The sequence below is a fragment of the Candidatus Accumulibacter propinquus genome (assembly GCF_056856495.1).
This window is the reverse complement of the sequence record NZ_JBSEHC010000001.1, coordinates 220,043-234,696: the sequence shown is the minus strand read 5'-3', so window position 1 is coordinate 234,696 and position 14,654 is coordinate 220,043. Positions and strand designations below refer to the sequence as shown.

The window sequence follows — 14,654 nt, the reverse complement described above, 5'->3', positions numbered from 1 at the left end:
TTGACCAGGAAATCCAGAAACAGGCCCATCAACCCGGTTCCCGATGGGGTACCAGTACCCGACTCGACGCAGAGCAACAAACAGCGCCGGCGACAGCTAGCCACCGTCATCCTGCTGCTGGTTGCCATCGGCTGCGCGAGCGTCTATCTCCTGGCGGGCATGGTCAAGCCATCCCTGTCGCACAGCCCATCCGGGCCACCCAACCCGCTCACCCCCGCGCCTTCCGGCGAGCTGGCCACCCACGTCGGCAGCGCGGTCTGCATGACCTGCCATGCAGCCGAATACCAGGCCTGGGCAGGATCGCATCACGCTCTGGCCATGCAGGAGGCGACGCAGAACAGCGTTCTCGGCGATTTCGCCGACGTCAGGTTCCGGCACCAGGGCGTCGAATCGACCTTCTTCAAGCGTGACAACCGGTTCATGGTGCGCACCGACGGCCCCGACGGCAAGCTTGCCGACTACCCGATCGCCTACACCTTCGGCGTCTATCCGCTGCAGCAATATCTGATCCCCTTTCCCGGCGGGCGTTACCAGGCGTTACCCATCGCCTGGGATGCGCGGCCGCAGGATCAGGGCGGCCAGCGCTGGTTCCATCTTCAGCAAGGCGAGAAGATCGATCACCAGGATCCGCTGCACTGGACCGGCCGCTACCAGAACTGGGCGCTGCAGTGCGCCGAATGCCATTCGACCGATCTGAAGAAGGGTTACGCTGCGGCCAGCGACACCTACCAAACGACCTACAGCGAAATCAATGTCGCCTGCGAGGCCTGCCACGGCCAGGGTTCCCGGCATGTCGACCGGGCGCGGAATGCCCGGCCATCCGACACGGCACAGCGCGGCGACAAGGGCTTGCCGTCGCTGGCTACGCGCTGGAACGAGGCCTGGAAATTCCCGGCCAGCGATGCCCGTATTGCCGTGCGCGACCAGCCGGCCGACCGCGCCGGCATGAACACCTGCGCGGCCTGCCACGCCCGCCGCTCGACGCTGAGCGAGGAACGCCAGCCGGGCGCGGCGCTCGAAGACAGCCACCGGCTGGCCATGCTGACCGCGCCCAACTACCACGCCGACGGTCAGCAGCGCGAGGAGGTTTACGTCTGGGGCTCCTTCCTGCAAAGCAGGATGTCCCAGAACGGCGTCACGTGCATGGACTGTCATGAGCCGCATGCCCTGAAGCTGCGTGCCGAGGGCAATGCGCTGTGTACGCGCTGCCACAACGCCGCCGAATTCGACGCCCCCAGGCACCACCACCACCAGGCCGGCGGCAAGGGCGCCCAGTGCGTGACCTGCCACATGCCGACGCAGAACTACATGGTGATCCATGCCCGCCAGGACCACAGCCTGCGCGTCCCGCGTCCCGACCTGTCGCAGTCGCTCGGTAGCCCGAATGCCTGCAGCCAGTGTCATACGGACAAGAAGCCGGCATGGGCGGCGAATGCCATGGACAAGTGGTACGGCAAGGCATGGCGCGAACGCCCGCAGTACGGCACGACGCTGCATGCCGGCGAGACGCGCGGCGCACCGGCCCTGACCGGCTTGCTCGAACTGGCCGCCAGCCCGACCGCCCCGGCGATCGTCCGCGCCACTGCGGCGACACTCGCCCAGCCTTACGCCACCCCCGCCACGCAGCCGGCGGCGCGGGCGTTGCTGCACGACTCCGACCCGCTGGTGCGCATAGCGGCGCTCGGCCTGCTGGCGCCGCTCGACGTGCCGGAGCGCGTGGCGGCTAGCGTGCCGTTGCTTGGCGATCCGGTGCGCGGGGTGCGCATCGAGGCGGCACAAATCCTCGCCGATGTGCCCGACAGTCGGCTTCCGGACGACAAGCGTGCAGCCCGCCAGGCTGCCTTGCAGGAATACGAGGCCTCGCTGGCGCAGGAGTCCGACTGGCCGGCGACCAACGTCAATCTCGGCAACCTGCGCCTGCGTCAGGGCCGGATCGACGCGGCGCTGGCCGCCTACGAGCGAGCCATCAGGCTTGACCCGCGTTTCCCCGGCGCCTACATCAACCTCGCCGACGCCTGGCGCCAGCAGGGACGCGAAGCGGAGGCGGAGAAGGTGCTGCGCCAGGGGCTGGCGGTCATGCCGCGGGACGCCGAACTGCACTATGCGCTGGGCCTGCTGCTGGTGCGTCGGCATGACCATGACGGCGCCATGCAGGAACTGGTCGAGGCCGCCCGGCTGGCGCCCGACAACGCGCGTTACGCCTTCGTCCAGGCCATCGCACTGCATTCTGCCGGCCGGCGTGCTGAAGCGCTGGCCGTCCTGCGTGGCGCCAACAAGCGCCACCCGCAGGACCTGGACATCCTCGGGGCGCTGGTTTCGATCAACCGCGAAGCAGGTGACCTGCAGGCCTCACTGCGCTATGCCCGCGAAGCTGCCATGCTGTTACCGGACAATGCCGACCGCCGCGCCCACAGCGGCGTCAGATGAATGCCGCGCGACAGTAGCCCGCGAGATTTTCCAGGCGGAAAATCTGGTCTTCCCCGATCCGCCCGCGGCCGGGTGCGGCGCTCCGCAGACCCCTGCTTTCGACCCGGTCATCGATGGCATCCCGTCAGGCCACGAAACAAGCGAATGGCGCCGACGGCGATCGGCCCATACCTTGCGACGATGCGCTCGCCGGCTACGACGCGGCGACGCGCGCGCCGGCCGGAGCGATCAATCCCACCCCAGGATTTCGATCGCCTTCCTGGCGTCCGCATGCGAGTCGACCGCCGCGTAGGCAATGAAGCGTGCGCCGATCACCGAGGCGGAAAAACCGCGCAGGTTGATGCCGGCTTCCGCCAGCTTCTCGGTCAGCTCCGCGACAATGCCCCGCTGGTTCGGCCCGATGATGCGCACCGAGTGCAAGGTCTGGCTGACGTTGAAACCGATCTGTGCGGCTGCGGCGGTTTCGCCATCACCCAGCAGCGGGGTGACGAAAACCACCCCCTTCCCGGGCTGATCAGGCGATCGCCGGGAAATCACGCACTGCAGATCGGCTCCGGCCCGGTTCAACACCGCCAGCGCGCCGGCCAGGGCACCGGGCTGGTCGTCGATAGTCCCTGCCCAGACTTCCGCATGCTCTACGATAAGGTCCACTTCCACGCCTCCACTCACGAAACCACTGCTGAATGTCGACTTATATACCAAGGCCGCCTGCTCATCAAGCTGCCGGGGCCTAGAAGCGATCGCAGGCGCGCCGGAAACTGGAGAACCGTCCGGCAACGCAGGCAAGGCCTCAATCGCTGGCCATGACCCGATCGTTCGTCGTTGCCGTGGCGAGAACCCGCCAGAGGGCTTATAGTGAGATTGCTCGTCGAACTGCGGATGGCTGGAGCACACGGCGTCGGGGTACGCGCCGGGTCGCCGGCCTGTGGCGGCAAGGCCTGCGTAGCAGGGGACAAGACCTGAGCACTGCTGCAGATGACATCAAGAGGGATTCCCGTGCCGACAAATCGATTCCTTGTGCGCCGCTTCCGGAGAGGCGGGGCGGCGGCGCGCGATTGCCGGCCCGGAAGGGAGAGCGGCCGCATTGCGGCCGCAATGCGTGCAGGGGGTAGCCCGTGAGTACCGAGGACAAGAGTTCCGATGAACAGGTATTGCGCTCACACGCTGAAGCGTTTCTTCGCAAGACCAGGTATTCCGACCAGGTTGAAGCGATGTCGCCCGCGGCCCTGCGCGCGTCACTGCATGATCTGCGGGTGTATCAGGTCGAACTGGAGATGCAGAATGAGGAATTGCGCCGGATCCAGGGGGAACTGGAGGACGCACGGGCACGCTATTTCGACCTCTACGAACTGGCGCCGATAGGCTTTTGCACCCTCTCGAAGAAGGGGCTGATCCTGGAGGCCAACCTCGTCGCGGGGACCCTGGTGGGTGTAGTGCGCGCGGCGTTGCTCAAGCAGCCGTTCTCCGCGTTCGTCCTGGATGAAGACCAGAACAGCTACTACCAGTATCGGAAGCAACTCTTCGACACCGGTGTACGGCAGGTGTGTGAACTGCGGATGGTCAAACGCGACGGCACGACATTCTGGGCACACCTGGAAGGCATCGTCGCGTCAGACCCGTGGGAGACGACAGTCTGTCGTATCGCGATCAGCGACAACCACGAACGACTACGTGCCGAGGATGCCTTGCGGCAGAGTGCGGAACGATTCAAGGCCATCGCCGACTACACGGCAGACTGGGAGTCCTGGTTCGGACCGGACGGCAAGTATCTCTGGGTGAATCCCGCGGTCGAGAAGATCACCGGATATTCTGCGCAAGCGGTGCTGGCGATGCCCGATTTCGTCTCCGTCCTGATCGCCGCGGAGGACCGGTCGGCATTCCGTGTACGCTTCGTCAGTGCCCTGGGAGGCAGCCATGGTCAGAACATGGATTTCCGCTGCCAGCACAAGCAGGGTGGCCAGCGCTGGCTCGCCTTCTCCTGGCAGCCGATTTTCGATGCCCACGGCAAGCCGCTCGGCACGCGGGTCAGCGGTCGTGACATCACCGACCGAAAACTGGCGGAAGAAGCCTTGGCGCACAGCGAGGCGCTGCTGAACAGGGCCCAACGCCTGAGCAAGGTCGGGGGTTGGGAGTGGGATATCGAGCAACAGACGATGACCTGGACGGCCGAAACGTATCGCCTGCACGGCTTTACCGCCGACTGCACGGCGCCGGGATCTCCAGTCCTGATCGAGAAGAGCCTGGCGTGCTACCGACCGGAGGACCGGGACACCATCGTGCGCGCCTTCCGGCGCTGCGCGGAACACGGCGAATCCTACGATATCGAAGTCCCCTTCAACAGTTGCAACGGCTCAGTGATGTGGGTGCGCACGACGGCCGAAGCCCTTCGCCACGACGAACGGATCGTCAAGGTCGTCGGCAACATCATGGACATCACCGAGCGCAAGGAATCGGAAGATGCCCTCAGGGAAAGCGAAGCCTTCAAGAGCGTCATCCTGAATTCGGTGGCTGCCGAAATCGTGGTGGTGGATCGCAACGGCGTCATTCGGGCGGCCAACGAACGCTGGCGGGGCTTCTCGCTGGAAAATGGCGTAGAACCCGGCAAGCCAGTGAGAAATACCGAAGTCGGCGCCAACTATCTCGCCGCATGCGCGGCCGATGGCGACTCCGTGTCGCCGCATGGAGGAATGAACGCCGGCAGCGGGATCCGGGCCGTTCTGGACGGGGCCCTGCCGAGCTTCAGCCTCGAATACCCTTGCCACTCTCCACAGCGACAGCGCTGGTTTTCGATGGTGGTCATGCCGCTGGGACCGGATGCCAGAGACGGCGTAGCCATCACGCATACCGACATCAGCGCGCTCAAGCTCGCGGAACAGGCGCTGGCCGAGAACGAAGAACACCTCAGGCTGTTCATCAGGTACGCCCCGGTCAGTCTGGCGATGTTCGACCGCGACATGCGCTATCTGTACGCGAGCAACCATTGGCTTGCCGACTACGCGCTGGGCGACCGCGATCTGCATGGACGCTCGCACTACGAGATCTTCCCCGAGCTCCCCGAGGAATGGAAGGCGGCGCATCGCCGCGGGCTGGCCGGCGAGATCTTGCGTTCCGAAGGCGATCGCTTCGAGCGGCTCGATGGTTCGGTGCAGTGGGAACGCTGGGAGATTCGTCCGTGGCATGACCCGCACGGGCACATCGGTGGAATCGTCATCTTCAGCGAGGACATCACGGCAAACAAGGAAGCCGAACGCGCACTGGCCGAGAGCGAAGAACGTCTGTCCCTGGTATTGCACGGCACTCAGGACGGCTTCTGGGACTGGGACCTGCTCCGCAACACAATCTTCTACTCGCCGCGCTGGTGGAGCATGCTCGGCTACGCCAACGACCCAGGCGAAAGCGATCCGCTACTGTGGCGCCACCTGATTCACCCCGACGACCTGCCGCAGGTTGATGCCGCTTTCACCACCGCCATCGCCAGCGGTACGGACGGCTATGAAATGGAGTACCGGCTGCGGCACCAGGACGGTCATTATCTGAACGTCGTTTCGCGCGCGACCATCCTGCGCGACGCTCAAGGCAAGGCGGTGCGCGTCGCCGGTGCGAACCGGGACATCACCGCACGCAAGCATACGGAAAATGCCTTGCGCGAGCAGGAGGAGTTTTTCCGGCTGATCGCCGAGAACCTCGAAGGCTTCGTCGCGGTGCTCGACGTCGACGGCAGGCGGCTTTATGCCAGTCCGTCCTACGAACGTCTGCTGGGCCAGCGGGAGTTTCGCGGAACCCTTTCCTTCGATGATATCCGTCCTGCCGACCGCGGTCGCGTCGTCAAGGCGTTCCGCGAAACCGTCGCCACGGGCATCGGCCGCTATCTCGAATATGGCGTCATGGCGGCCGACGGCAGTGTCCGCCAGATGGAATCGCGCGGCGGCGTGATCAAGGATAACGCCGGCCGCACCACAAGCGTGGTGGTCGTTTCCCACGATGTGACCGAGCGCAAGGCCGCCGAAGCCGAACTTGAACAACATCGCCACCACCTCGAACAACTGGTCTTCTCACGCACCACCGAACTCGCCGCCGCGCGCGACGCTGCCGAAGCCGCGAACCGCGCCAAGAGTGTCTTCCTGGCCAACATGAGTCACGAACTGCGCACGCCGATGAACGGCATCATGGGCATGACCGAACTCGCGTTGCGCCATGCCACCGACCCCCGGCAGAGCAATTACCTGAGCAGGAGCCTGCAGGCCTCCCGGCATCTGCTGGACTTGATCAACGACATCCTCGACATCTCCCGGATCGAGGCTGATCGATTGACGCTGCACGACCAGGATTTTTCCTTCGTCCTGTTGCTCGGCGAAGTCCTGCAGATGATGGGCGAACAGGCCCGTGCCAAAGGTCTGCGCCTGTCCAGCGAGATCACCCCGACGCTGCCCGATCGCTGCTGCGGCGACGCCTTGCGCCTGAAACAGGTGTTGCTCAACCTGGTCGGCAACGCCGTCAAGTTTTCCGAGCGCGGAGAGATCGAGGTGCGTGCCGAAGTCATCGAAGAGGATAGCTGCAGCCTGTTGTTGCGTATCGAGGTGAGCGATCAGGGGATCGGCCTGACTCCCGAGCAACAGGCGCGACTGTTCCACGCCTTCACGCAGGCAGACGATTCCTTGACGCGGAAGTACGGCGGCAGCGGCCTCGGCCTGATCATCTCCCAGCGGCTGGCCAGGCTGATGGGTGGCGACGTGGGGGTGCGCAGCGAAGCCGGCGTCGGCAGTACCTTCTGGGTCACCACGCGCGTGAAAAGAGGGACCGCCATCCCTCTCCCCGAAATTCGCCCACCAGAGGCAACACCCCGAGAGCGATTGACGCGCGGCTGGCTCGGCACGCGCGTGTTGCTGGCCGAAGATGATCCACTGACCCAGGAAGTGGTTCGCCTGTTGCTGGAAGACGCCGGCCTGGTGCTGGACGTGGTGAGCAATGGACAGGAAGCGGTCGAGCAGGCGCGTGCCTGCGACTACCGGCTGATTCTGATGGACCTGCAGATGCCGGTGATGAGTGGGCTGGAAGCGAGCCGCTCGATTCGCCGACTGCCCGGGCTGTCAGCCATCCCGATTCTGGCCTTGACTGCCAATGCCTTCGACGAGGACCGCGAGCGTTGCCTGGCAGCCGGAATGAATGATCACATCACCAAGCCGACGGTTCCGGACGCGCTCTATGCGACGCTGCTGCGCTGGCTGCAGCAGGCGGGCGGGCAGGAGGTGAGCGCTTGATGGGTTGGAACTGATGCACGCGGCCTGGCGTGACCTGGGCAGGCCGCGCCCGTTGGTTGTGGAAGAACCAGAACTCGGCCGACGACGCGTGGCGCCGGTCGGCTCCGCGTCGATCGGCTCTGCTTGAGACGATCTAGGCTGCGGAACGGCGCCGCGGGCGCAGCCCCCCAGCCACGACAATGCCCAACGCCAGCAGGCCGAGGCTGGGCGGCTCGTCGACGTCAAACACAGGCCGCGCGGGCGGCATCAACGCGATGTCTGCGGCGACGGCCCCATTGGTGTGGAAAAGGCTGACCGTGCTCAGGTCGCGGTTGCCGCGCCAGATTTTCAGTCCTTCCTGAAAATACACATTGCCATCGCCGACCATGATGTTGGTGATGTTGCCGGTCCGGATCCCAAGCAGGTGCGAGGGGTTGGCCAGCTCGATCGCGACGATCTCGTCGCCGAAACTCTCGTAATACACATTGTTGTCGGCATCGACCGCCAGATCCGTTGGTGCGACACCATTGGTGTGGAAAAGGCTGACGCTCGAAAGATCCGCGTTGCCGACGAAGATTTTGATCCCGTCCTGGTAATACACCTTGCCGCCGGAAACCGAAATGTTGGTGATGTTACCGGTTCGAATGCCCAACAGGTGCGACGGGTTGGCCAATTCGATGGCCACGATTTCGGTGCCGAAACTTTCATAATACGCATTGCCGGCGACGTTGATCGCCAGATCTGTCGCCACCGCGCCGTTGGTGTGGAACAGCGAGGTGCTCGACAGGTTGGCATTGCCGGCGAAGATCTGCCTGCCATCCTGGTAGTAAACCGTGTCACCACCGACCGCAACGTTGCTGATGTTGCCGGTCTTGATTCCCAGCAGGAGCGACGGATTGGCCAGGTCGATGGCGACGATTTCGCTTCCGGCGAAGGTTTCGTAATAGGCGCCGCCAAACGGCTCCGCCGTCGCCGCCGTGGCGAAGCCCACCAGGGTCAGCAGTGCGGTGAAGAGTCGATTCAGTTTCATGACGATATTCCTTGTTGTCTTGTTGATATCAGTCAACAGCGATCGCGGGCGGGCAGTCATCGTGGCATGACGTTATTGGTCAGAAAGAAGCAAGAAGAGCGCACATTCCTGTACCGCTTTTCGGACCAAGCACAATTCGCGCCAGAATTCAACGCATGAAGTTAATTGATTGATTTTATTGCATGCCCGATCAGCACCGCCAGTTTTCCGAACAAGCAGGCGGGGATCATCAGGAGCTTGTTGGCTCAAGGTGTAAAATATTCCGACAGCAGCGCCGTGCAGACGGGCGCCGCAGGTCAACCGTGGGTGTTGGCAGGGCGCCGTCGTGGCGCCGCGCTAAGCGAGTGGGTGAGTCTCTCCAGCAGCGCGAACAGCGTGTCGATGCTGAATCCGGCCAGGAACGCGACGCCAAAGGGAATCGAGGAAATTTGCGTCGCGCTGGTGCCGACACCCGGCACCGAGAACCATGGGTGCAAAATTCCTGGCCATCGCTCTTGTCGATCGGCTTGACCGATGCTCCGGTTTCTTACAACAATCGAACTCTCCGCCCTCTGAAAGCCCGCAATGATCGACCAGACCGTAGATGACTTCAGCCTGCCGGCAACCTCTGACCGGGCGTTCACTCTCTCTGCTTGCCGCGGGAGCATCGTCGTGCTTTATTTCTACCCCAAGGACAGCACGCCGGGATGCACCACCGAGGCCCAGCAGTTCCGTGACCTGTACCCGCAGTTCGTCAAGGCCGGCGCAGTCGTCGTCGGCGTCTCACGTGACGGCATCAAGTCGCACGAGAACTTCAAGGCCAGGCAGAACCTGCCATTCGACCTGCTCGCCGATACCGAAGAGTTTCTGTGCGCCCGCTTTGCGGTGATCAAGATGAAGTCGATGTACGGGAAACAGGTGCGTGGCATCGAACGCAGCACCTTCGTCATTGACCGCCAAGGGGTCTTGCGGCGCGAATGGCGCGCCGTGAAAGTGGCCGGCCACGCACAGGCAGTGCTGGATTTCCTCGCCCAGCTGTGACCCACCCTCACCCGGAAAGCGCTCGAATGCCCCACACACCCGCAATCGGCGCCGACAACGACGTTGCCGCCAAGGCCAGCAAGCTCTTCGTCCTCGACACCAATGTCCTGATGCACGATCCGACCAGTGTCTATCGCTTCGAGGAACATGATGTCTTCCTGCCGATCATGACCCTGGAGGAACTCGACGACCACAAGAAGGGCGTATCGGAAATCGCCCGCAATGCCCGCCAGGTGACACGTACCCTGGACGAGATCGTCACCAGCGTGGATGCGGCCATCGACCAGGGCATCGAACTGTTCGGGCCTTCCCGCAGGCTGGCCAGCGGCCGTCTGTTCCTGCAGACCGAAGCCATCACCGGCGACCTGCCGGCCGGATTGCCGACCGCCAAGGTCGACAATCAGATTCTGGCAGTCGTCATCCACCTGCAACGGCGACATCCGGAGCGTCCGGTAATCCTCGTCTCCAAGGACATCAACATGCGCATCAAGGCCCGCGCACTCGGGCTGCAGGCGCAGGACTACTTCAACGACAAGGTCCTCGAAGACAGCGACCTCCTGTACACCGGCATGCGCGAACTGGGCTCCGACTTCTGGGACCAATGCGGCCACGACGTCGAATCCCGGAAGAAGGACGGCCGCATACGCTACCGACTCAACGGGCCCCTCTGCGCACAGTTGCTGGTCAACCAGTTCCTCTACCAGGAGGGGGAAAAACCCTTGCAGGCCATCGTCCGTGAAGTTTCCGAGACGACGGCCGAGATCGAGACGCTGACCGACCATACGCATCCCAAGAACAATACCTGGGGAATCACGGCGCGTAACCGCGAGCAGAACTTCGCCCTCAACCTGCTGATGAATCCGGAAGTCGATTTCGTCACCCTGCTCGGCCAGGCCGGTACCGGCAAGACGCTGCTGACCCTGGCGGCCGGACTGACCCAGGTGCTCGAAGGCAAACGCTACAGCGAGATCATCATGACCCGCGTCACCGTGCCCGTTGGCGAGGACATCGGCTTCCTGCCGGGGACCGAAGAGGAAAAGATGGGCCCCTGGATGGGCGCCCTTGAAGACAACCTCGAGGTACTCAACAAGAGCGACGAGGACGCCGGCGATTGGGGTCGTGCAGCCACTCGTGATCTGATTCACCACCGGATCAAGATCAAATCGCTGAACTTCATGCGCGGTCGCACCTTCCTCAACAAGTTTCTGATCATCGACGAGGCGCAGAATCTGACACCCAAGCAGATGAAGACCCTGATCACCCGCGCCGGCCCCGGCACCAAGGTCATCTGTCTCGGCAACATTGCGCAGATCGATACGCCCTATCTCACCGAAGGCAGCTCTGGACTGACCTACGTCGTCGACCGTTTCAAGGGATGGAAACACGCCGGGCACATCACCCTGCAACGTGGCGAGCGCTCCCGCCTCGCCGACTACGCCGCTGAAGTGCTATAATTTTCTGGACGTTATCGGGCCGTGTCTTGTGACACGGCCCGGTCGTTTTTGGCCACCGATCCGTGCTGCCGGCTCCGTGCGATAAGGATCCTACGCTTACCGGAGAGTCGATTGAAACGACGCGATTTCCTTGCTGCTTCTGCGCTGCTTTCGCTGCTGGTCCCTTCGTCGGCGCTCGCCGCCAACAAAAAGAAGGCTGCCGCCCCCACTGCCGCCAAGCCGGTAGCCAAGGGCGCGTCCAAAGTCGCAGCCGGCAAGGCCAGCCCCAAAGCGACCGCAACGAAATCCAGCGGCAGGGCCAGCGCGAGACGAGGCGGCAGGCACACCTACCGGCCAGTCGTCGAAACGCCAGCCACCCCTCCCGCTGCTGCGGCGAGCCCGCCGCCCGCCGCACTCGAGCCACGCAACGCCATCAGCCTGCCGGACGAGCCACTGCCGCAATGGCGCACTTACGACATTACCTCGACCATCACGCTCAACCATGTCAAAGGCAAGGTGCGGATATGGTTGCCGCTGGCGCAATACAAGGACACGCTCTGGCAACGTTCGCTCGGCCACAGCTGGCGAGGCAATTTTGACAGCGCCGGCATCTACCGTGACCCGGTGGCCGAGATGGAAGTCTTCTACGCCGACTGGAAGGATGGTGCCGCCACACCGCAACTGCAACTGGTCAGTCAGGTGGCGAAACAGGATCGCCATTTCGATATCACCCGACGCGGCAGCATCGCCGAACGTGGCGAAGTGCTTCGTCGCTGCCTGCAATCCACCAACCTGGTCCCGACCGATGGACTGGTGCGCCGTACCGCCGAGCGGGCGATTGGTCGCATCAAGGATCCGGTAGCGCAGGGCAAGGCGATCTACGACTGGGTGGTGGAGAACACCGTATTCGAGTCATCGCAAAGCGGCATCGGCAGAGGCGATGTCGAAGCCATGCTCGATAGCGGGCAGTTGAGCGGCAAGAGTGCCGACATCGCCCTGCTGTTCGTCGGCCTGTGCCGATCGATCGGCATTCCGGCACGTCCGGTATTCGGGCTGCGGGTCGACAGCTCGCGACTGTTTTCGGGACTTGGCGCGACCGGCAACCTGCGCGTCCAGCAGCACTGTCGCGCGGAATTCTACACCCCCGGTTATGGCTGGATTCCGGTCGATCCTGCCGATGTCCGCAAGGCCATCCAGGACGAACGCCTGAGCAGCGGCGATGCAAAACTGGTCGTTCTCAGGAAGCTGCTGTTTGGTTTCTGGGAGATGAACTGGATCGCGTACAACGCCGCCCAGGACGTCAAGCTGCATGGCGCCAGCGGCGGCCCCCTGCCCTTCCTGGTCTTGCCGCAGGCGGAGGCCGCGGGCGCCCGTTTCGACAGCACGGACACCCACCGCTGCAGCTACCTGGTCAACGCCAGCCGCGTCGACGGCTGAGCACACCCTGCCCGGCGCGCCGGCTCAGTACGAGCCAGGATTGGCAAAATTCTCGAAGCGGGTGTACTCCCCGAGGAATGTCAGGCGAGTCGTACCGATCGGGCCGTTGCGCTGCTTGCCGATGATGATCTCGGCAACGCCTTTGTCCGGCGTGTCCGGGTTGTAGACCTCGTCACGATAGATGAACATGATCACATCGGCGTCCTGTTCGATGGCTCCCGACTCGCGCAGGTCCGACATCACCGGCCGCTTGTTCGGCCGTTGTTCCAGCGAGCGGTTGAGTTGCGAGAGCGCCATCAAGGGCACACCCAACTCCTTTGCCAGTCCTTTCAGCGAACGCGAAATCTCGGAAATTTCGGTGGCCCGGTTCTCGCCGTGCGAGGTTGCGGACATCAACTGCAGATAGTCGATGACGATCAACCCGAGTTTGCCGCACTGGCGGTGCAGACGGCGGGCCCGCGCCCGGAGATCGATCGGGTTGAGTGCCGGCGTCTCGTCGATGTAGATTGGCGCCTCATGCATCTTGCCCAGAGCAAAGGACAGGCGCGACCACTCGTCATCATTGAGGCGGCCGGTGCGGACGCGATGCGCATCGAGCCGGCCGACCGAGGACAGCATGCGCATCGCGAGCTGGGTACCGCCCATCTCCATCGAAAAAATGGCTACCGGCAAACCGACTTCGATCGCCACGTGCTCGGCAATGTTGAGCGCAAACGAGGTCTTCCCCATCGACGGCCGGCCGGCGACGATCAACAGATCACCGCCCTGCAGGCCCGAGGTTTTCGAGTCCAGATCGTGATAACCGCTCGGCACGCCGGTTATGTCCGAGGGATTGTCGCGATCGTGTAGTTCCTGGATGCGCTCGACCACCTGGGTCAACAGCGGGTTGATGTGCACGAAGCCGCTCTGATGGCGAAAGCCACCTTCGGCAATCGCAAAGACCTTCGCCTCGGCTTCATCGAGCAGGGTTTTCGGATCGCGTCCGAGTGGATTGAGTGCACTGCCGGCGATCTCGTCGCCGGCAGTCACCAGTTGGCGCAGAATCGCCCGTTCGCGAACGATCTCCGCGTAGCGCCGGATATTCGCCGCCGACGGGGTGTTGGCCGCAAGTTCGCCGAGATAGGCCAGCCCGCCGGTATCCTTGCCCTCCCCGGCCTGGTCCAGGCTTTCGGCGACCGTCACCGCGTCGGCCGGTTTGCCGCGTTCGAGCAGTTTACGGATCTGGCGATAGATGCGCTTGTGCTCGTCCCGATAGAAATCGCCTTCCGACATCACATCGGCGATCTTGTCGAAGGCAGCGTTGTCGAGCAACAAGCCGCCGAGTACCGACTGCTCGGCCTCGATTGAATGCGGCGGCACGCGTAGTTCGGACAGCGCGGGGTCAGCCTGCGGATTCCTTTCGCGCCGCGCGCCACGACCGTTCGCACGTTGCACATTCTCTGAGTTGAAGGAATCGAAGGGCTTGACCATGAATAATCCGTCAGGAGAACGAGTTGGGCTGCGAGTTTAGCGCGCCCAGGAACGAGATACCGGCAAGCGAACGCAAAAAAGCCTTGCCCGCGGGCAAGGCTTCCTCTTCGGCGCCGGAAAGCGACGCCGAATCCAGCACCTAAATCTTCAGCTGTTCGACGACCACTGCCACCGTAATCGTCGCCATGACGTCGCTGTGCAGGGCCACTTGCAACTGGCTCTCACCGATCATCTTGAGCGGACCGGCGGGCATGCGCACTGCAGACTTTTCGATTGCAAAACCGAGCGCCTGCAGGCCATCCGCGACGTCGAAATTGGTGACCGAGCCAAACAGACGGCCATCCACGCCAGCCTTGCGCGCGATCCTGACCACGGCGCCGCCAAGTTTTTCCGCGTAGGCCTGCGCAGCCGTCAGTTTCTCGGCGGCCGCGTTCTCGAGCTCGACTCGCTTGACTTCGAACTCTTTCAGGGCCGCCGGCGTCGCACGCTTGGCCTTGCCCTTCGGGATCAGGAAGTTGCGCGCGTAACCATCTTTCACCTTGAGCAGGTCACCGAGGTTCCCGAGGTTGGCGACCTTTTCCATCAGAATGATTTGCATCG

The 14,654-nt window shown here is 63.4% G+C and carries 9 protein-coding genes; 5 read left to right on the top strand and 4 right to left on the bottom strand.

Annotated features, from left to right (window positions below; genetic code table 11):
• Positions 1-2,427, top strand: a complete 2,427-nt coding sequence (locus tag AC15MQ_RS01045) for a tetratricopeptide repeat protein (protein WP_483079073.1) — start codon at positions 1-3, stop codon at positions 2,425-2,427.
• Positions 2,428-2,655: 228 nt separating this feature from the next.
• Here AC15MQ_RS01045 and AC15MQ_RS01040 read toward each other — a convergent pair whose 3' ends face one another.
• Entirely contained in the window at positions 2,656-3,078 is a 423-nt protein-coding gene (locus AC15MQ_RS01040; protein WP_287654592.1) for an ACT domain-containing protein, read from the bottom strand.
• A 464-nt stretch (positions 3,079-3,542) separates the two neighbouring features.
• On the opposite strand from AC15MQ_RS01040, the gene AC15MQ_RS01035 reads away from it, so the two are divergent.
• Positions 3,543-7,685 (top strand): PAS domain S-box protein, encoded by a 4,143-nt coding sequence (locus AC15MQ_RS01035; RefSeq protein ID WP_483079072.1) that lies wholly within the window; start codon positions 3,543-3,545, stop codon positions 7,683-7,685.
• A 133-nt stretch (positions 7,686-7,818) separates the two neighbouring features.
• Here AC15MQ_RS01035 and AC15MQ_RS01030 read toward each other — a convergent pair whose 3' ends face one another.
• Entirely contained in the window at positions 7,819-8,694 is an 876-nt protein-coding gene (locus tag AC15MQ_RS01030; RefSeq protein WP_332336415.1) for a hypothetical protein, read from the bottom strand.
• 564 nt (positions 8,695-9,258) lie between these two features.
• Here AC15MQ_RS01030 and AC15MQ_RS01025 point away from each other — a divergent pair.
• From AC15MQ_RS01025 to AC15MQ_RS01015, 3 genes are all read left to right on the top strand, one after another.
• Positions 9,259-9,714 (top strand): peroxiredoxin, encoded by a 456-nt coding sequence (locus tag AC15MQ_RS01025; protein WP_483079071.1) that lies wholly within the window; start codon positions 9,259-9,261, stop codon positions 9,712-9,714.
• A 26-nt stretch (positions 9,715-9,740) separates the two neighbouring features.
• Positions 9,741-11,168, top strand: coding sequence for a PhoH family protein (locus tag AC15MQ_RS01020; RefSeq protein ID WP_287654596.1), 1,428 nt, complete (start codon positions 9,741-9,743; stop codon positions 11,166-11,168).
• 111 nt (positions 11,169-11,279) lie between these two features.
• On the top strand, positions 11,280-12,584 hold the full coding sequence (locus tag AC15MQ_RS01015) for a transglutaminase-like domain-containing protein (RefSeq protein ID WP_332336417.1): 1,305 nt from the start codon (positions 11,280-11,282) through the stop codon (positions 12,582-12,584).
• A gap of 24 nt (positions 12,585-12,608) precedes the next feature.
• Here AC15MQ_RS01015 and dnaB read toward each other — a convergent pair whose 3' ends face one another.
• The gene (gene dnaB / locus AC15MQ_RS01010) at positions 12,609-14,054 is read right to left on the bottom strand and encodes a replicative DNA helicase (RefSeq protein WP_350495314.1); all 1,446 of its coding nucleotides are present in this window, start codon (positions 14,052-14,054) and stop codon (positions 12,609-12,611) included.
• A 139-nt stretch (positions 14,055-14,193) separates the two neighbouring features.
• The gene (gene rplI, locus AC15MQ_RS01005; protein ID WP_287654599.1) at positions 14,194-14,652 is read right to left on the bottom strand and encodes a 50S ribosomal protein L9; all 459 of its coding nucleotides are present in this window, start codon (positions 14,650-14,652) and stop codon (positions 14,194-14,196) included.
• Positions 14,653-14,654 lie beyond the last annotated feature (2 nt).